Below are 18,222 nucleotides of genomic sequence, written 5' to 3' on the forward strand. Positions count from 1 at the left end.
TATCAGTTCGCAAGGAAACTCTGTTGCCATGCAACCTGGATGCAAGTGAGACCAGCCAAATGCCGAAGGAACAAGACCCAAAAGCGATTTCCGCCGAGCGCCTGGATTATGCCGAGATCGACGCGCCGGGACGCGAGCGCACGCAATCGATGGAGGGATTCGATCCAGAATACACCGATATCGTAGACTACATCCTGCGCTGCACGCACCGCATCTGGGAAGAAAAGAACGTCGGGCTGATCTACAGCCACTACACCCACAACTGCGTCGTCTACCTGCCCAACGAAACGCTTTATGACCGCGAGGAAGTGGTGGAGAACACGATCCAACGGATCGTGACCATGCCCCATGTCGGCATGGCCAGCCAGGTGATCTGGCGCGGCGACGACAAGGAGGGGTTCTATACGTCTCACCTGATCACGACCGCCGGGCGCCATACGCAGCAAGGCCCCTATGGCGCGCCCACGGGCCGGAAATATACCATACGCGGCATCGCCGATTGCATGATCTTTCGCAACCGCATCTACCGCGAATGGCTGGTGGGCGACAGCATGGGCGTCATCCATCAACTGGGCCTCGATCCGATGCCGATCGCCTTGGCCGCAGCCGCGCGGATCGGGCCGGCTCTGCCGCAGGAAGCGGGCGTGCGCAGCCGCCTTCCGGGCCAATTGCCGCCGCCGGCAGACACCGACACGGCGATCGCGCACAACGAGGCCGAGGCCGAGACGTTGCGCTGGCTGCACCGTGTCATGAACCAGCGCATGTTCGGTGAGATGCGCGCGGTTTACGACCCGAACGCGATGTATCACGGGCCCCAGATGGTGGAACTTTCGGGAGTCGAGGCGATCATCCACCAGTGGATGGGCGTCTTCGGGGCAATCCCCGACGGAAGTTTCCGGGCCGAGCATATCTGCTCGGTTCCGGCGGAAGAGGGGGGCACCAAGGTCGCGGTGCGCTGGATGATCGAGGGACGCCATGGCGGCTGGGGGCTTTTCCCAACGCTCGGCGCGCCGACGCAGCGCCCAGTGCGGCTCATGGGGGTCAGCCATTACCATTACGTCGATGGCCGGATTGTCGACGAATGGACGGTGTATGACGAGATGACGCTGCTGGTGCAGATCCTCGCCGGAGAAACGGGGGCCGACGATGCCGAAAGCACCTAGCATGACGGACAGTGTGGCCCTGCCCTTCTCCCTGCCGAACCGACCGAAAGTCACGCAGATCCGCAAACGCGATGCGGCGGAACTGAAGGCGCCGGGCCGCGAGCGCACGCAGCCCATGGACGGGTTCGAGCCGCACTTTACCGATATCGTCGACTACATCGTCCGGATCACCGAGGAGATCTGGGTCGACCGCGCGGTCGGCCGGATCTACGACACCTACGATCACGCCTGCACGATCTATTCGCATTACGGGGTGGTGCGCTCGGTCGAGGAGGTCATCGCCTCGACCGTCACCACGCTCAACGGGTTCCCGGACGGCGAGCCACACCACGTGAACGTAGCCTGGTCGGGTGACTCGGCCGTCGGGTTCTACACGTCACATCTGGGCTTCAGCCGCTCCACCAACCTGGGGCGGTCGGCCTATGGCCCGGCCACCGGCGCAAAGGTCGGGCTGCACTTCGCCGCCGACTGCGTGTCGAAGGATAACCTGATCCACACCGAATGGTTGGTGCGCGACAACGGAGCGTTGGTGCGCCAACTGGGCTTCGACCCGGACAACGTCGCGCGCGACATCGCCGAGCGCGGCAATACCCGCAATCGCTTCGTCAATTCCCCCGAAACGCGTCTGGTGGGCCAGACCCCGCGCGCGCCGCTCGACATCGACGCCGGCACGCCCGAAGGCTATGTCCGGACGCTGTTTCACGATATCTGGAACCTGCGTCGACTGGACCGGATGGCCGACCACTACGACGCCGACATGATCCTTCATGCCGGCGGCGGGCGGGAGGCGCAGGGCCTGCGCAATGCAAGCGCCCTTTACCTGTCGGTAATGGCGGCCATCCCAGATGGCGTGATGCGAGTGCAGAACGTCTGCTGGTCCGAAGAAACCGACGGTCCGATCCTGGCCGTGCGCTGGTTGCTGGAAGGATCGAGCGCCCGCGGAGGCGTCTTGGGTGACGCGGTGCCCGTAGGCCGCCCGGTGGCAATGATGGGTGTCTCGCACCTCCGCTTCGAAGGCGGTCGGATCGTCGAGGAATGGATGATCTTCGACGAAATCGGCGTCATGGCCCAGGCCTGGTCGGACTGACGCCGTGGCGGCGGGGCGGTTTGACCCCTACCCTTTCACCGCCCCTGCGGTCAGACCGCTGACGATGCGTTTCTGGAAGAACAGCACCAGGAAGATCAGCGGCAGGATCACCGACACCGTCGCCGCCACCGCATACATGATCTGGCCGCGCAGCTGTACCGAGCCCAGGAACGCGGCGATGCGTGGTATCATCGTCTGATTGTCCTCCGACAGGATCGCGGCGGAAATGACGAAGTCGTTGTAGCCGGTCAGGAAGCTGAAGATTCCGGCGGTGATGACGCCCGGCCACATGACCGGAATGATCGCGAGGCGGAACGCCTGGAACCGCGTGCAGCCATCGACCATCGCGCTTTCGTCGAGGTCGCGCGGGATCGACAGAAAGAAGGCGTGCAATAGCCAGAGGGTAAACGGTTGGTTCAACGCCACGAGCACGATGATCGCGGTCGGCAGCCGGCCCCACAGATTGAGCTCGAAGAACGGCAGCAGATAACCGGAGACGAGTGTAACGCCGGGCATGGCACGGAAGATCAGCGCCGCTATCAGCACCCAGAAGGCGTAACGATACCCCGACCGCGCCAGCGCGTAGCCGCCCAGCGTGCCGAAGGTCAGCGAGATCGCCGTCACCGAGAACGTCACGATCAGCGTGTTCAGCCCCGGTCGCCAGAATTCGTTGTCGATCCAGACCCCGCGATAGGCGTCGAGCGTGAAGGCGCTGCCGGTCTGCGCCCGCGTCGTGGGTCCGTCGAGCGCATCGGTCCAGTCGGCATAAGAAAAGAAGTCGGCCTGCACCTTGAAGCTGCCCCAGACCGTCCAGATGAAGGGAAAAGCCGCTGTGAAGACCCAGACCAGGACGAACCCGAGGGCCAGCAGTTTCAGCGACAGCGGTGCGCGTTCCATTTGGGCAGCCATCTTGCTCGGTCTCCTACGAAGTGTCAGGTCTTGGTCTGGAATGCGGTCCAGCTGCGCCGGATCGAAGGGGTCATCAGAAGGCCGATACAGAAGATCGTCATGATCGATGTCGCCGCAGCCGATCCGAACAGCGGAATCTCTCCGCTGCGCAGATCGTTGAAGATCAGTGACGACAGGGATGAGGCATGCGCCTGCGCGCTGAAGCCGATGATCGCTTCGAACACACGGAAATTATCCATGATGCTGACGACAAGAAGGAACGTCGCGACTGGAGCCAGGTGCGGAATAACGACGAAGCGCACCCGGTCGAGGCGCGATGCGCCGTCCACCATCGAGGCCTCCAGCGTATCGCGCGGAACCGTCTGCAGGGCTGCGAAGAAGATGATGAAGACGAAGGGCGTCGAACTCCACGTCCCGTAGGCGAACAGGGTGATCCAGGTCAGGACGGGGTCGGCCTTCACCGACAATTCGGGGTCGTTGAACAATGCCTGCAGAAACGACCCGATGATCCCGCGCGCGTCGATCATCCAGAACAGGATCAGCGAGCCGAGAAGGGACGGTACGATCATCGGCAGGAGCGAGAAGTAGACCACCGCGCCGCGGAAAAACTGCGGGATGCGATTGACCGCCAGCGCCACCAGAAAGCCGAGGCCGATCGAGGCCGGCGTCACGATGAAGGTATAGGCCAGCGTGAAGACAAGCGCGCGGTAGAAGGGCAGTTCGAAGATCCGGTCGAGCGCCGCCCAGGCATCCGGGGAACTGGACCAGATCCTCTGGATCTCGGAAAAGGCCAGATGTGCACTGTCGGTGTAGGTCGCCAAGCCGTTGAACCGACCGGCCGGTTGCTCCTCGCGCAGGGCGATCATGGCCTCGGCGTCAATCCGCACTTCCTCGACGCATCGGAACGGATCGCAGGCCTCCACCGTGATCATGATCTGCTCATGCTCGATGAAAAAGGACTGGTAGATGATCGAGACGATCGGCAGGGCAATGAACAGGAACATCGCCGTCAGGGACGGAAGGATGAACTTGGCAAATGTACCATGCGGCATGTGCGCCCCCCCAGTCGTTCACGGTCGCCGAACCCGGGTCCGGCGACCGACATGATCGGATCAGTCGAGGAAACCGGCCTGCCGGGCCGAGGTCTCGTAATCCCGCAGCGCGTCGGCGAGGGTTTCCTCGGCCGTCTTTCCGCCGGTCATGAAGGCGGCCATGTTGGAGCCGAAGGCATCGTGCATCAGCCCCATGTAGGGCAGCATCGAGTAGCTGGGCGCCCCGCCCTGCACGCTGGCGATGATACCGACAGCGGCATCGGTGGGCTCATATCCATCAATCAGCCACACGGCGGCGGTCGGGTTTTCCGCAACCATTTCAGGCGATAGGCCATACATCATTGCCTGGAACGCGGTAGCCGCATCCTCGTCAGTGATGTTGCGAGGAATGGCGAACCCGTCCCACCACACGGTGGTCGCGGGCACGTCGTTGCCGCCGACCGACGGCGCCGCCGCGAACCGGGTCGCGGCCGCGATGTCCGGCACCGGGCTGTTCTCGGGCAGGAACGTCGATGCCTGCGAACCCCAAAGGTTCGCCATGGCAACTTCGCCCGCTTCCCAGATCGGCACGATCGCATCGGTGGTGAAGGTCAGGTAATCGGGGTTCATGTAGGTGCTCATCTCGCGCAGCATTTGGAGCGTTGCGATGGCCTTCTCCTCGTCAATGTTCGGAGCGCCTGACCCGGCCTCGAAGAATTCTCCGCCGCGGCCGAGATACATGTTCACGAACTCCTGGGCGAGCGACCATTCCGGGATCATCGTTGCGGCCAGGGGATATTCCATGATTCCCTGCTCGCGGATCGCGCGGGCAGCTTCGATAACCTCTTCATAGGTGGTGGGGACGGGCACGCCGGCCTGCTCCAGTACGTCCTCGCGGAAAAAGAAGTGCTGCGCGTTGGCCATGAACGCGATCGCCACGGTCTGCCCATTCACGCGGATCTGCTGATGCGGCAGAAGCTGTTCGCCATATTCTGCGATCAAGTCGTCGAGCGGACGGACGAGATCTGCATTGAGCAGCGAGGTGAGCGAGCCGTTGGCGATCACGACGACGTTGTACTCCGACGGGAATACCGACAGTGCCGGACCCTGGATGGTTGCGTGTTCAGTATTGAGGTTCGCGCTGACGGTGAAATCGTCGGTGGCGCATTCCTCGATCCGGTTTACGACGATGTCGACGGAGGCGTGTTCGTTTGACAGCAGGCGCAACGATCCCTCACCGAAGTCAGGGCAGTCGGCGAGGGCGGGCGCAGCGAGGGCCGAAAGCATCAGGCTCGCGATGGCGGTGGAACGCAGGTGGATCATGTTCGGGTCACTCCCTTGAAAAAACCGTGTCGCCGTTTCGCCCGCTGCTCCGCGCGGACGATCGGGCCGTGGCAATCGTTTGTGTGCCATACGGTAACAGCACTTGCATTCGAATTCAAAATGATTTTGCATTCGAATGCGTGAAGGAATTTCCGCGATCGTTGAAACTGTCGGAGTAAGCAGATCAAATGCCTGATTTTCAAACCGAGAAGGCGCTGGTGCGCGCGTATCACGATGCGATCTGTAAGGCGCCGGTGGGGGAAGAGTCAGAGACCCTCGCCCGCTTCACCTCGCCCGACTGGTACTGGCGCGGCATGCATCCGTTCCATGAACGGAACGGTGCGGAGGCAGTGGCGGACGTCTACTGGACTCCGCTGAAGACCGCCTTCACCCGCCTGCAGCGACGCCCCGACATCTTCCTCGCGGGGCGCAACGAGATGGACGGGTTCAACTCGGTCTGGGTCGTCTCGATGGGGCACCTGATGGGGCTCTTCGACCGGCCCTGGCTCGGCATCCGGCCCACCGGGCGCATCACCATGCTGCGCTACGCCGAATTCAACAAGGTCGAGGACGGGAGGATCACGGAGACCGCGATGTTCTGCGACATCCCGCAAGTGATGATGCAAGCCGGTCAGAACCCCTTCCCGCCGCAGACCGGCGCGCATCTGGTGCAGCCGGGCCCGATGACGCATGAGGGGCTGATGTGGGACGCGCAGGATCCCGCAACGGGAGAGGCCACCCTCGCCGCGATCAACGCGATGCTCGGCGACATGGGGCGGCGCGAGCGCACCAAGAACGATCGCCCGGGATATGCCGGGGATCTTGCCCGCACCTGGCACGATGACATGATCTGGTGGGGGCCCGCCGGGATCGGCGCGACCTACACGATCGAGCGCTACATCAAGCAGCACGCGGCACCGTTCCGCGAGGCGTTGAATGACGGCTACCGGTTCAACGGCCATCTCTGCCGCGTGGCCGAGGGGCATTTCGGCGGCTTCTTCGGGTGGGCCAACCTGACTGTCAAGAACTCCGGCGGTTACATGGGGATGCCCGCCGGACCCGGCCCGGCCGACATGCGCGTCGTGGACATGTATCGCGAAGAGGACGGAAAACTGGCCGAGAACTGGATCTTCATCGACCTGTTGCACTGGCTGAACATGCAGGGGCTGGATGTCCTCGGACGGATGGCAGGCTTGCAGCACGATGCCTGATTTTCAAACCGAGAAGGCGCTGGTGCGCGCGTATCACGATGCGATCTGTAAGGCGCCGGTGGGGGAAGAGTCAGAGACCCTCGCCCGCTTCACCTCGCCCGACTGGTACTGGCGCGGCATGCATCCGTTCCATGAACGGACCGGTGCGGAGGCAGTGGCGGACGTCTACTGGACTCCGCTGAAGACCGCCTTCACCCGCCTGCAGCGACGCCCCGACATCTTCCTCGCGGGGCGCAACGAGATGGACGGGTTCAACTCGGTCTGGGTCGTCTCGATGGGGCACCTGATGGGGCTCTTCGACCGGCCCTGGCTCGGCATCCGGCCCACCGGGCGCATCACCATGCTGCGCTACGCCGAATTCAACAAGGTCGAGGACGGGAGGATCACGGAGACCGCGATGTTCTGCGACATCCCGCAAGTGATGATGCAAGCCGGTCAGAACCCCTTCCCGCCGCAGACCGGCGCGCATCTGGTGCAGCCGGGCCCGATGACGCATGAGGGGCTGATGTGGGACGCGCAGGATCCCGCAACGGGAGAGGCCACCCTCGCCGCGATCAACGCGATGCTCAACAACCCTGGCGAGAAATTCAACGACCCCGACGAGGCGCGCCGCCTCGCCCGGGTCTGGCAGGACGACATGATCTGGTGGGGGCCCGCCGGGATCGGCGCGGCCTACACGATCCCCGGCTATATCCGCCAGCATGTCGAGCCCTTCGACGCGGCGCTTTTCGACGGCTACCGGTTCAACGGCCATCTCTGCCGCGTGGCCGAGGGGCATTTCGGCGGCTTCTTCGGGTGGGCCAACCTGACCATCAAGAACTCCGGCGGTTACATGGGGATGCCCGCCGGACCCGGCCCGGCCGACATGCGCGTCGTGGACATGTATCGCGAAGAGGACGGAAAACTGGCCGAGAACTGGATCTTCATCGACCTGTTGCACTGGCTGAACATGCAGGGGCTGGATGTCCTGGGACGGATGGATTCACTTTGAACGGCCTCGGTCGGTCTGCAGGCACGCGGTAAACTTCTGTTGGCCGCAAGGTAGGTTGCCAACGCATACAATCCACGCCAGCCCTTTTCCTGCAAGCTGCGTCTTTTTGAGTGATCCGGCAGCATTTGAAGAGATGCTGTGCCTCGGGAAAGAGGCCATAGGTCTGCGGCTGAGCTGTAGAGGTTCACCGTTGAACTTGGCTAACTTCAGGCGCTTTTCTTTCCGAGTTATGTCCAACTAGGTGTGCCTAGCAAGTGACCTCGAAGACGGTCCAAGTCATTGACTTAGGATGACAGCCCCAACGAGCTTTAGTGTCGGGTATTGAATAGAACGCCTCTCCGCTACCATCAATCCAAGGCAATTTCCCCCTCTATCGACACATAGCGCTTGCGTCGGATCGATTTGTGTAACGCTCTGGTCCGTGATCACTGTCAGAGATCCGCATCAGACACGCATTCAGTTCCCGTGTCGGTTCTGATCGTTGACCACCGCCCAATTGCCGCAGACCCTTGTCGATTGCACGATCCTTGCTCGTGCGCCAATTTCCGAACACCGGACGCCTCAGGCGCTCTCAGGGTTCCGTGACAGGGAGGGGACGTGGCGTGGCGCGGTGTTGGGACTGTCGCAGGGGGTAATTTCCCCTGCGCAAGATAGAGCGTCGAAGTGATTGCCCTTCCGATCAACTGCTCTTTCCCACAAGACTTGCGTTTCTGTTGGGATGCAGACTGTTTTCTTGAGGGTGTCAGATCATCTCGGCTGCCGCATCCTCTGCTGGCAGGGGCGCGAAATCCGTCAAGGCATGGGGATCGGAGCGGACGGCCATTTGCACATGCCGCATGAAAGCGCGCGCCGGTCGCGACTGCGGCCTGATTGTGGAAACTGCAAAGGACGCACTGTAGATGAATTCCGGGCGAAAAGGCCGGATCGCCAGGGTCGGATCATCGGGCTGCAAGACAGGAAAGGGGCACAAGACGGAAAACCCGACGCCCGCGCGCGCCAACGTCAGAGCGCTGACGGCGGTGCCAACCTCGGCCACCGGCCTCGTGCGCACACCGGCTTTGCGGAACACCTGATCCAACCGCGTGCGGACCATGAAACGACGGGTCAGATTGATGTGATCCTGATCATGCAGCAGGTCGGGCGTGATGACATCGTGGCGGGCCAGGGGATGATCGGGGGCCATCACACAGACCGCAAGGGACCGGTGAAAGGGGATCAGTTCCATGGCGGAATGCGTCGCCTCGGCGAGTGTGAACCCCAGATCCAGCCGATCATCGACCAAGCGGTCGACAAGGTCATTGGAGGTACAAGTCTCGAGTGAAATCATCTGGCCGGGATGCAATTTCATGAAACTGGCAACGCAGTGACCCAGAAAGCGATGGGTCAGCGTGGGCGGGGCGGCCAGCCGCAGGGGTTGGCTGACCGGATCGCCGGGGTCCGTGCCATTGAGATAGGCCAGGGCATCGAACAGTCTGTCGAGGTTGTCGTTGAGGCGAAGCGCCTCGGCGGTGGGGCGCAGCCTGCTGCCGCGCCTCTCGAACAGGATGACACCCATATTTGCTTCGAGTTGGGCGAGCATCCGGCTGACGGCAGGTTGCGAGACACCCAACTTGTAAGCCGCCGCCGTGACCGTGCCGGCGGTGATCACGGCCCTTAAAACCTCATACTCACGGATGGATGCGCGCGACCTCATTTCATCTTTGCCCCCGCCCTGACATCCACAAGTGTTATAAGTCTATAATAGCAAAGCATAGCTATTTCAATTTGAGATGCGCAGCCTTCGGCTGCGGTGAATGTCGTCCTTGGACACAAAAACAGACCGGACGCGGATCCGATCACGGCAAATCCGGTGCGCCAACAGAGGAGTCTGCGATATGACCATTCCCGTCATCCGCCGTGTGGCCATTCTGGCCGTCGCGGCAACCCTTCCGGCCTTGCCGCTTGCGGCACAAGAACTGCGGATCGGACTTGCCTCCGAAGCAGCGTCCGCCGACCCGCACTTCCACAACGTGGGCCCCAACAACCAGTTGCGCCGAAATGTGTTTGAATCGCTCGTCGGTACAGATGAGACGCAGCAATTGCGCCCCCAGCTGGCGGCAAGTTGGGAAGCCACCAGCGACACCACATGGCAGTTCAACCTGCGCGACGACGTGACGTTCTCGGACGGCTCACCGTTCACGGCTTACGACGTAGTCTATACCGTGTGCCGCATTCCCGGCGTGCCGGACTCGCCGTCGCTATTCACGACCTGCACTGGCGCGATCACAGACCTGGAAGTCCCCGACCCCCACACGCTGATCGTCCATTCCGCAGCCCCCTACCCGTTGATGCCCACAGAATTGTCGACCTTCGGCATCATCTCGGCACAGGCCAACGGCGTGGACGGCGCAACCATCGAATTCAGCCCTGAGGGCTGTGGCGATCTGAACTATACCGCCACACAAGCCTTCAACGACGGTTTGGCCGCCATCGGCACCGGCCCCTTCCTGATGGAGAGCTTCCGCCGGGGTGAAAGCGTCGAGCTTGTGCGCAACCCCGACTACTGGGGCGAGGCCGCCCCATGGGAGCGCGTCAGCATGCTGCCGTTGACGTCGGATGGCCCGCGCCTGGCGGCATTGATCGCGGGCGACGTCGATCTGGTGGAGCCCCCCCCTTGCAGGATCTTGAGCGTCTGCGCGCCGATGACACGCTGCGCGTCGTGCAGGGTATCTCGAACCGGGTGATCTACATCCACCTAGACCATGAGCAAGTGCCATCGCCAATGATTACCGGCACCGATGGGGCCAACCCGCTGCAAGACATCCGGGTGCGCGAGGCATTGTCGATTGCCGTGAACCGCGATGCGATTGTCGAGCGGATCATGGGCGGCGTTGCCGTGTCAGCAGGAGAGCTGCTGCCGCCGGGCATGTTCGGTGCGCACGCCGAAGGCGATCTGCCGCCGGTGGCCTATAACGCCGAACGCGCCCAGGCGCTGCTGGCGGAAGCGGGCTATCCCAACGGCTTCGGCATCACCATCGGCACCCCCAATGACCGCTACATCAACGATGCACAGGTCGCACAGGCCGTGGCGCAGATGTGGGCGCGCATCGGGATCGAAACCGAAATCGACGCGTCCACCGCGTCGACGTTCTTCTCGCGTCGGAATGCCTATGAGTTCTCGGCCTACCTGGCGGGTTGGGGCTCGGGCACGGGTGAGATGTCTTCGCCGCTCAAAGCGCTGCTGGCTACTCGCAACCCCGATATCGGCTTTGGCGGAACAAACCGGGGGCGGTATTCCAACCCGGCCATGGACGATCTGCTGACGCAGGCACTGGGAACGGTCGACTACGATGCACGGCAGGACCTGCTGCGCGAGGCGTCGCGCATGGCGATGGAGGATTTCGCGATCATCCCGCTGCACTACGAAGTGACGCCTTGGGCGATGACGGCGGACATCGACTACGCCCCTCGGACGGACCAGTACACGCTTCCCTATGACGTGCGCCCCGTCCAGTAAGGCCACGCCTTAGCCCATAGCTGCCCCGCGCCCCTGAAGGCCGCGCGGGGCGGCCCCAATCCTCCGGTTTCGGGACCCAGCGTCGATGCTAGTCTTCCTTCTCCGCCGCCTTGCTCAATCAGTGTTTGTGCCGATTGCCATGATGGTCGTCGTATTCTTCGGCGTCTACGTGATCGACATCCTGATATCCCCCGACGCGCCGCCCGCCGAGGTTGCGGCCACGATGGCGCGCTTCGGATTTGATCAACCGGTGTACGTCCAATTCTTCCGGTTCGTCGGCAACGCGTTGCAGGGCGATCTGGGGCGCAGCTTCGTCCATGGCGAAAGCGCTGTCAGCCTGATCCTGTCCTATATGCCCGCCACGCTGGAACTCGCAATTCTGGGCCTTTTCTTCTCGATCCTCATCGGTGTGCCCCTTGGCGTCTATGCGGGTTACAAGGCCGACCGCTGGCAAGGCCGCGCGATCATGACCGGGTCGATCTTCGGCTTTTCGCTGCCCAATTTCTGGGTCGGCATGTTGCTGATCCTGATCTTCGCGGTCGAGTTGCAATGGCTGCCCTCCACCGGGCGCGGTGACACGGTCGAGGTGTTTGGCCTGCGCCTGTCGATCTTCACATGGGACGGATTGCAGCACATGCTTTTGCCCGCCCTCACACTGGCGCTCTATAAGGCGTCATTGGTCACGCGGCTGGCGCGGGCAGGTACGCAAGAGGCGCTGATGCAGGACTATGTGAAGTTCGCGCGCGCCAAGGGACTGTCGGAAACGCGCATCCTTGTGGTGCATGTGCTCAAGAATATCATGATCCCGATCATCACGGTTCTGGGCCTTGAGTTGGGATCCATGATCGCCTTCTCGGTCGTGACGGAAACCGTCTTCGCGTGGCCCGGCATGGGCAAGTTGCTGATCGACAGCATCCTGACGCTGGACCGCCCGGTGATCGTCGCCTACCTGATGATGACCGTGATCATCTTCATCGTGATCAACCTTGTCGTGGATGTGATCTACACGCTGCTCGATCCGCGTGTCCGGGTGAAGGGGAGCGCGATATGAGCGCCAGTGCCCCCCCTGTTACCACCGCCGCCCAAGGCGACCACTGGCGGCGGATCAACATGGCGGCCGGTCTGGCCGTTGGTCTCTCGTTGGCCACCCTGCTGATGGGTGACGGGATCGCACTGCTGGCCGCGCGTATCATCTTGGCACGGATGAGCAGGGCCGCGATATCCTGTCGGTTATCCTTTACGGGCTCCGCGTATCGCTATCGGTGTCGATCTTTGCGACGCTGGCGGCGATGGCGATTGGCGTCGTGGTCGGCATCTATGCCGCTTGGGCCGGGGGGCGGACGGATTCAATCCTGATGCGGATCGTGGATTTCCAACTGTCGTTCCCCTCGATCCTTGTAGCGCTGATGTTGATGGCGGCGTTGGGCAGGGGCCTCGACAAGATCGTTATCGCGCTGATCATCGTGCAGTGGGCCTATTACGCGCGCACTGTGCGCGGCACCGCTTTGTCCGAGGCACGCAAGGAATACATCGACGCGGCGCGCGGACTTGGCCTGCCGTCGTGGCGGATCATCTTTGGGCATCTTCTACCCAACTGTATCCCGCCCCTGATCGTGATTTCGACGGTTCAGGTCGCCAACACGATCGTGCTCGAATCCTCGCTGTCGTTTCTGGGCGTCGGCGTACCCATCACCCAGCCATCGCTCGGACTACTGATCGCCAACGGCTACGATTACATGCTGTCGGGCCAATACTGGATGAGCATGTATCCCGGCGTGGCACTTCTGGCGATTGTCGCCTCGATCAACATGGTGGGCGACAGATTGCGCGACACCCTTAACCCGAGGCTTCAGCGATGAGCGTTCTTGATGTGCGCGATCTGCAAACGCATTTCTTCACCGATGCCGGTGTCGTCAAGGCGGTCGACGGTGTCAGCCTGTCGCTGGATGAGGGCGAGGTTCTGGGGCTTGTGGGGGAAAGCGGCTCGGGGAAATCCGTCACCGGCTTTTCCATCCTGCGGCTCGTCGATCGACCGGGCCGGGTGGTCGGCGGGCAGATCAACTTCCGTGGCCAGAACCTGGCGGATCTGTCGGATCGCGAGATGCGCGGCCTGCGCGGCAAGAAGATCGCGATGATTTTCCAGGATCCGATGATGACCCTGAACCCGGTCTTGAGCATCGAAACACAGATGGTGGAAGCCGTGCGCACCCACGAGCGTATCAGCCACGCCGCCGCAAACGACCGGGCGATCAAGACGCTGGCCAAGGTCGGCATCCCCTCTCCAACCGAGCGGTTGGAGGCCTATCCCCATCAGTTCTCGGGCGGGATGCGGCAGCGCGTGGCCATCGCCATCGCGCTGATCAACGGGCCGGATCTGATCGTTGCCGATGAACCGACGACAGCGCTTGATGTCACGATCCAGAGCCAGATCCTTGCCGAGGTGCAGGAATTGGCCCGAGAAACCGGCACCGCGCTGATCTGGATCACCCATGACTTGGCGGTTGTCGCAGGGCTCGCCGACAAGATCTCGGTCATGTACGCGGGCCGGATTGTGGAAACCGGACCGACAGATGAGGTTCTGGCGGCACCGGGTCACCCCTATACCGCCGGGCTTCTCGGCTCGATCCCCGGCCATGGACGGCGCGGCGAGCGTCTGACCCAGATCCCCGGCATGGCGCCCAACATGGCGCGCCTGCCCGAGGGATGCGCCTTTGCGCCACGCTGCACCCATGCTTCGGACGCCTGCCTTGTCCAAGCGCCTGCCATCACCAACGCCGGACCGGGCCGCGCGCTGCGGTGCCTGCACCCGCTGCTGTCTGCGGAGACCACAACATGACCGCAATGTTGGAGTTGGACGGCGTCTCGCGCCGGTTCGAGAAGAAGCTTGACGGAGTGGAACGCCTGGCCCGCCGTCTTGGCGCGGATGTACGGGAAACCTGCGTCAATGCCGTTGACACGGCCAGTTTCACGATCACGCGCGGCGAGGTCGTTGGGTTGGTGGGAGAGTCCGGCTGCGGCAAGTCCACGCTGGGGCGGATGGTGGCGGGGCTTTTGCCGGTAAGCGACGGTGTGATCCGATTTGAAGGGGTCGATGTCACGGACGCGGCCAGTGCAAAGGCCCGCGAAAAGCGGCTACGCATCCAGATGATTTTTCAAGATCCCATGTCGTCGCTCAATCCACGCATGAAGGTGGTGGATATAGTGGGTGAAGCGGCCGTCTACCACGGCATGACCACCCGGAAGGAGATGGCGGGGTATGTGGACGGGTTGCTGCATAAGGTCGGTCTCGACCCTGCCTTTGCACAACGCTACCCGTACCAGATGTCGGGCGGACAACGCCAGCGGATCGGCATCGCCCGCGCCTTGGCGGTCCAGCCCGAGTCCCTGATCTGCGACGAAAGCATCGCCGCGCTGGATGTGTCGATCCAGGCGCAGGTGATCAACCTGTTCCAGGATCTGCGCCAAGAGCTTGACCTGAATTATCTGTTCATCAGCCACGACCTGGGGGTCGTAGAGCATATCGCCGACCGTGTGGTGGTGATGTATCTGGGCCGGATCGTGGAGATTGCGCCGACCGATGCGCTGTTCGACACCCCACGCCATCCTTACACGCGGGCGCTGCTGGATCAGGTGCCGCGTCTCGGTGCCGGGCGGCAAGCGTTTCGAACCGTCAAGGGCGAGATCCCGTCGCCCCTGAACCCGCCGCCGGGATGCCATTTCAACCCGCGTTGTCCCATGGCTGGCCCCCGCTGCCAGCGCGAGGCGCCGCGCACGATCACCGAGGGCGGCCATATGGTTGCCTGCCACTTGCATGACGGAGGGGTGGAATGACCCAGACAATTCCCGGCGTACTCAGCATCCGCGGGACTGACATCCAGACCCTGCCGTTGGTGTTCGACAGCCCCCATTCGGGCACGGCGTACCCGGAAGACTTCAACCATGCTGCCGATCCCCTGACCTTGCGCCACGCGGAAGACACCCATGTCGCGGACCTTTGCGAGGGCGCAACGGCAGCGGGTGCTGTGTTGTTGGAGGCGCATTTTCCTCGCTCGTACGTGGATGCGAACCGCGCGCCGGACGACATGGACCCCGGTCAGATCGACGGCATCTATCCAGGCGCACTGAACCCAACCGTCAAGAGCAGCCTTGGCATTGGTCTTTGCTGGACCCGCGTGCCACCTGCGGGCGGGCCGATGTACACCCGCCGCCTCAATGCCGATGAGGTCGCAGCCCGCGTGGCGCGATACCATCACCCCTACCAATCCCGTCTGCGCACACTCCTCGACGAAAGCCATGCCCGCTGGGGGGCCGTTTGGCACATCAACTTCCATTCGATGCAAGAGTTTGCCTCGGCCATGTCAACCCAGCACAAAGGCACGCCGCGCCCCGATTTCGTTCTGGGCGACCGCGATGGCACTGCCTGCGAGCCGGGCTTGACGGACACCGTGCAGGCTTTCCTGCAAGCGCGCGGCTATTCGGTCGCCGTCAACGACCCCTACAAGGGGATGGAGTTGATCCGCGCCAACGGAGACCCTGCGCGGGGACGGCATTCAATGCAGATCGAGGTCAACCGCAAGCTCTATATGGACGAGGCAACGCGCGAGCCCAACGAGGGTTATCAGGCGCTGAAGGAATGTTTCACCGCCCTCGCCCTGCACCTGTCAGACCATGTCACCCACCAGATCGAGAGGACCGCAGCGCAATGACCCAACCTCGCAATGGATCGGCCACCGGCCTGCCCAATCCCTACCCTGTTGAACTGACACCGCCCGATATCACGGCCTATGCCAAGGGTACCGGCGACATCCCCTACATCTGGACCTTCGACAGCGGCGCACCCGGCCCCCATGTTGCGATCACCGCCATCGTCCATGGAAATGAGCCTTGCGGGGCGCTGGCACTTGATTGGTTGATGCGGCACGACACGCGGCCAGTTGCGGGCAAGCTCTCCTTTGCGTTCATGAATGTGGCGGCCCATGACGCGTTTGACCCTGACGTGCCCGATGCCTCGCGCTGGGTCGACGAGGATCTCAACCGGCTTTGGGCGGAAGAAACGCTTGATGATCCCGACCGCCCCCTGACTGAGGAGTTGCGCCGCGCCCGCGAAGTGCGGCCGTGGCTCGATACCGTCGACATGCTGCTCGACATTCATTCGATGCAAAACAAGAACGCCGCGCTGACCATTGCGGGGTTGCTGCCCAAGGGCCGGGAACTGGCGCGAGACGTGGGCTATCCGCCCCTCGTGATCAACGATCAAGGCCATGCGGAAGGGTTGCGGATGCGCGACTATGGCGGGTTTGGCGATCCGGCGTCGCCCCGTAAGGCGATGCTGGTGGAATGCGGCCAGCATTGGGAAAGCAATGCCGAGGGCGTGGCCCTGGAGACCGCGATCCGGTTTCTACGGGTTGCAGGGGCCGTGACGGAGGATTTCGCGGCCGATTGGATGGCCGCGCGCGCAGCACCTGATCCGATGGCGTTCTACCAAGTCTCGCGCGCCGTGACGATCGAGACGGACGAGTTCCAGTTCGCCCAAGACTGGAAGGGTTTGGAAGCCTTGCCCGAGGGCACGTTGATCGGCACGGATGGCACAACAGAGATCCGCGCGCCGCATCCCGTTACGGTCTTGATCATGCCCTCCCGCAGGCTGTGGCGCGGCAAGACGTCGGTGCGGCTGGCCGAACCGGTCGCGGGTTGACACGCGCAAGAACAAAAGGCGCAAAACACTTCGGAAAACTTGTAACTCGCAGACCGCCACTGAGAGGACACCTGATCGGCAGCGCCGCGCGATTGGGTGCTGTCCGCGTCTTTGGCGTCTCGCGTGTTAAGCCCTTTGGGGCGGGCGGCCACGGGTCTTGGCCAATCTGATGTGCAGCGCAATTGCCCCGATAAAGGCCACGCCCGTAGCGCCGATGGCAAGGTAGACAGCCAGTTCAAAGCTTCCCGTGGTGTCAAAACTCCATCCCGCCACCCACGGTGCGCAGAACCCCGCCAGGCCCCATCCCGTGAAGATCAAGGCAAAGCGCTGTTGAAAACGGCTTGGGCCGTAGAGGGAGCGGGTCAACGTCGGGATCGCTGACGCCATCACCCCGTATCCAACTGCGATGAGGCATAACCCAGCCGCCAACAGACCTTCTGCACTGGCCAACTGGGTCAAGAGCAAGCCGGATGCGCCAATCCCCAATGAGATGAAAAGGCCTGCAATCGGCGAGAGGTAGTGAGATAGGCCGATGACCGACAGACGACCCAAGGTGTTCCCCAAGGCCACACCCGCCAGCGCGACGCTTGATCGCGCGATTGATGCGCCCGCAACGTCCAGTATTTTCGCTGCCAAACCAAGAACCATCAGGCCGCCAAAGGACCCAAGCGTGAAGACCAACCAGACCCAACCTTGGACGTCGATAGCAACCGGACGCGAGCCCTCGCCGATTTGCGATTCCTTGGAATCAGGGGGCGTCCGATCAGGCAGGAACCAGACGGCCACGCCGCCGAGGCAAAGTGCGACCGCCAAGGGCCAAAGTGCGATCAAGCCCCAAGCCTCCTCTTCCATGAGGCGCCAGGCAGGTCCGAACACAGCACCGCCGATCCCGAATGCAGCCACCATCAGGGGTGTTGCGCGCATCGGGTGCCGCGATTGCGCGGCGATGGCCACTGCTGAAATGTAGATCGCGCCACTAAAGGTTCCGAAGCCCGCGCTGAAGCACACGACAAACAGGGCGTAGCTCGGCGCGACGCTTGCCAACATCAGGCTGACGACGCCCGCCCAACTGAAAAGGGCCAAGCGACGCAAAGGTGGGGTCTTAGCCGCGATCGACGGCACAACCGCGACGGCGAGGGTGAAGCAGACGATCGCGATGGAAAAAACCAGCCCTGTCTGCACCGTTGACACGTCGAACGCCTGTTGCAGGGGGGCGATCAGCGCGCTCCACCCGTAAAGCCCGCCCGCGCAAAAGCAGACGAAAGCAACGGACAAGAGCCTTAGGAACAAGAGCGGAAACGGAGCAAAGTGAACAT

15 protein-coding genes and 1 pseudogene are annotated in these 18,222 nt (G+C 62.6%); 11 read left to right on the forward strand and 5 right to left on the reverse strand.

The window, feature by feature from the left end; genetic code table 11:
• Window positions 1-59 precede the first annotated feature (59 nt).
• Both KUL25_RS12395 and KUL25_RS12400 read left to right on the forward strand, forming a co-directional pair.
• Window positions 60-1,163, forward strand: a complete 1,104-nt coding sequence (locus tag KUL25_RS12395; protein ID WP_257893219.1) for a nuclear transport factor 2 family protein — start codon at window positions 60-62, stop codon at window positions 1,161-1,163.
• Window positions 1,147-2,250, forward strand: a complete 1,104-nt coding sequence (locus tag KUL25_RS12400; protein WP_257893220.1) for a nuclear transport factor 2 family protein — start codon at window positions 1,147-1,149, stop codon at window positions 2,248-2,250. The genes KUL25_RS12395 and KUL25_RS12400 overlap by 17 nt, the downstream gene beginning before the upstream one ends.
• 27 nt (window positions 2,251-2,277) lie before the next feature.
• Here the strand turns inward: KUL25_RS12400 and KUL25_RS12405 are convergent, their stop codons facing one another.
• Genes KUL25_RS12405 through KUL25_RS12415 form a run of 3 tightly spaced genes read right to left on the reverse strand, consistent with a single transcriptional unit; the run spans window position 2,278 to window position 5,513 of the window.
• Entirely contained in the window at window positions 2,278-3,159 is an 882-nt protein-coding gene (locus KUL25_RS12405; protein ID WP_257893221.1) for a carbohydrate ABC transporter permease, read from the reverse strand.
• 23 nt (window positions 3,160-3,182) lie between these two features.
• Window positions 3,183-4,211, reverse strand: coding sequence for a carbohydrate ABC transporter permease (locus KUL25_RS12410; protein WP_257893222.1), 1,029 nt, complete (start codon window positions 4,209-4,211; stop codon window positions 3,183-3,185).
• A 60-nt stretch (window positions 4,212-4,271) separates the two neighbouring features.
• Entirely contained in the window at window positions 4,272-5,513 is a 1,242-nt protein-coding gene (locus KUL25_RS12415) for an ABC transporter substrate-binding protein (RefSeq protein WP_257893223.1), read from the reverse strand.
• A 188-nt stretch (window positions 5,514-5,701) separates the two neighbouring features.
• Between KUL25_RS12415 and KUL25_RS12420 the strand changes: the two genes are divergently transcribed.
• Window positions 5,702-6,724 carry a nuclear transport factor 2 family protein gene (locus tag KUL25_RS12420; RefSeq protein WP_257893224.1) on the forward strand — a complete coding sequence of 341 codons (1,023 nt, stop codon included), beginning with the start codon at window positions 5,702-5,704 and terminating at the stop codon, window positions 6,722-6,724.
• The gene (locus KUL25_RS12425) at window positions 6,717-7,715 is read left to right on the forward strand and encodes a nuclear transport factor 2 family protein (protein WP_257893225.1); all 999 of its coding nucleotides are present in this window, start codon (window positions 6,717-6,719) and stop codon (window positions 7,713-7,715) included. Before KUL25_RS12420 ends, KUL25_RS12425 begins: the two co-directional genes overlap by 8 nt.
• A gap of 742 nt (window positions 7,716-8,457) precedes the next feature.
• Here KUL25_RS12425 and KUL25_RS12430 read toward each other — a convergent pair.
• A complete protein-coding gene (locus KUL25_RS12430; protein WP_257893226.1) occupies window positions 8,458-9,408 on the reverse strand; it encodes a LysR substrate-binding domain-containing protein in 951 nt (316 codons plus the stop codon).
• Window positions 9,409-9,589: 181 nt separating this feature from the next.
• Here KUL25_RS12430 and KUL25_RS21850 point away from each other — a divergent pair.
• The 7 genes and pseudogenes from KUL25_RS21850 (at window position 9,590) to KUL25_RS12470 (ending at window position 16,906) form a co-directional block, all read left to right on the forward strand.
• A pseudogene (locus KUL25_RS21850) lies at window positions 9,590-11,211 on the forward strand (ABC transporter substrate-binding protein).
• Between the two features lie 139 nt (window positions 11,212-11,350).
• Window positions 11,351-12,262 carry an ABC transporter permease gene (locus tag KUL25_RS12445; RefSeq protein ID WP_257893229.1) on the forward strand — a complete coding sequence of 304 codons (912 nt, stop codon included), beginning with the start codon at window positions 11,351-11,353 and terminating at the stop codon, window positions 12,260-12,262.
• Window positions 12,263-12,473: 211 nt separating this feature from the next.
• On the forward strand, window positions 12,474-13,070 hold the full coding sequence (locus KUL25_RS12450) for an ABC transporter permease (protein WP_257893230.1): 597 nt from the start codon (window positions 12,474-12,476) through the stop codon (window positions 13,068-13,070).
• Window positions 13,067-14,047: an ABC transporter ATP-binding protein gene (locus tag KUL25_RS12455; RefSeq protein ID WP_257893231.1), complete on the forward strand. Its 981-nt coding sequence runs from the start codon at window positions 13,067-13,069 to the stop codon at window positions 14,045-14,047. The genes KUL25_RS12450 and KUL25_RS12455 overlap by 4 nt, the downstream gene beginning before the upstream one ends.
• Window positions 14,044-15,042 carry an ABC transporter ATP-binding protein gene (locus KUL25_RS12460; protein WP_257893232.1) on the forward strand — a complete coding sequence of 333 codons (999 nt, stop codon included), beginning with the start codon at window positions 14,044-14,046 and terminating at the stop codon, window positions 15,040-15,042. The genes KUL25_RS12455 and KUL25_RS12460 overlap by 4 nt, the downstream gene beginning before the upstream one ends.
• The gene (locus KUL25_RS12465; protein ID WP_257893233.1) at window positions 15,039-15,917 is read left to right on the forward strand and encodes an N-formylglutamate amidohydrolase; all 879 of its coding nucleotides are present in this window, start codon (window positions 15,039-15,041) and stop codon (window positions 15,915-15,917) included. The genes KUL25_RS12460 and KUL25_RS12465 overlap by 4 nt, the downstream gene beginning before the upstream one ends.
• Window positions 15,914-16,906 carry a M14 family metallopeptidase gene (locus KUL25_RS12470; RefSeq protein WP_257893234.1) on the forward strand — a complete coding sequence of 331 codons (993 nt, stop codon included), beginning with the start codon at window positions 15,914-15,916 and terminating at the stop codon, window positions 16,904-16,906. Before KUL25_RS12465 ends, KUL25_RS12470 begins: the two co-directional genes overlap by 4 nt.
• A gap of 126 nt (window positions 16,907-17,032) precedes the next feature.
• On the opposite strand, the gene KUL25_RS12475 is transcribed toward KUL25_RS12470, so the two are convergent.
• On the reverse strand, window positions 17,033-18,181 hold the full coding sequence (locus tag KUL25_RS12475) for an MFS transporter (protein ID WP_257893235.1): 1,149 nt from the start codon (window positions 18,179-18,181) through the stop codon (window positions 17,033-17,035).
• Window positions 18,182-18,222 lie beyond the last annotated feature (41 nt).

It is taken from the genome of Gymnodinialimonas phycosphaerae, assembly GCF_019195455.1.
Classification (GTDB): Bacteria; Pseudomonadota; Alphaproteobacteria; order Rhodobacterales; family Rhodobacteraceae; genus Gymnodinialimonas; species Gymnodinialimonas phycosphaerae.

Excerpts from the sequence above, each read along its gene's own strand:
- KUL25_RS12395 (WP_257893219.1), top strand. The coding sequence starts at position 60 with ATGCCGAAGGAACAAGACCCAAAAGCGATTTCCGCCGAGCGCCTGGAT.
- KUL25_RS12400 (WP_257893220.1), top strand. The coding sequence starts at position 1,147 with ATGCCGAAAGCACCTAGCATGACGGACAGTGTGGCCCTGCCCTTCTCC.
- KUL25_RS12405 (WP_257893221.1), bottom strand. The coding sequence starts at position 3,159 with ATGGCTGCCCAAATGGAACGCGCACCGCTGTCGCTGAAACTGCTGGCC.
- KUL25_RS12410 (WP_257893222.1), bottom strand. The coding sequence starts at position 4,211 with ATGCCGCATGGTACATTTGCCAAGTTCATCCTTCCGTCCCTGACGGCG.
- KUL25_RS12415 (WP_257893223.1), bottom strand. The coding sequence starts at position 5,513 with ATGATCCACCTGCGTTCCACCGCCATCGCGAGCCTGATGCTTTCGGCC.
- KUL25_RS12420 (WP_257893224.1), top strand. The coding sequence starts at position 5,702 with ATGCCTGATTTTCAAACCGAGAAGGCGCTGGTGCGCGCGTATCACGAT.
- KUL25_RS12425 (WP_257893225.1), top strand. The coding sequence starts at position 6,717 with ATGCCTGATTTTCAAACCGAGAAGGCGCTGGTGCGCGCGTATCACGAT.
- KUL25_RS12430 (WP_257893226.1), bottom strand. The coding sequence starts at position 9,408 with ATGAGGTCGCGCGCATCCATCCGTGAGTATGAGGTTTTAAGGGCCGTG.
- KUL25_RS12445 (WP_257893229.1), top strand. The coding sequence starts at position 11,351 with ATGATGGTCGTCGTATTCTTCGGCGTCTACGTGATCGACATCCTGATA.
- KUL25_RS12455 (WP_257893231.1), top strand. The coding sequence starts at position 13,067 with ATGAGCGTTCTTGATGTGCGCGATCTGCAAACGCATTTCTTCACCGAT.
- KUL25_RS12460 (WP_257893232.1), top strand. The coding sequence starts at position 14,044 with ATGACCGCAATGTTGGAGTTGGACGGCGTCTCGCGCCGGTTCGAGAAG.
- KUL25_RS12465 (WP_257893233.1), top strand. The coding sequence starts at position 15,039 with ATGACCCAGACAATTCCCGGCGTACTCAGCATCCGCGGGACTGACATC.
- KUL25_RS12470 (WP_257893234.1), top strand. The coding sequence starts at position 15,914 with ATGACCCAACCTCGCAATGGATCGGCCACCGGCCTGCCCAATCCCTAC.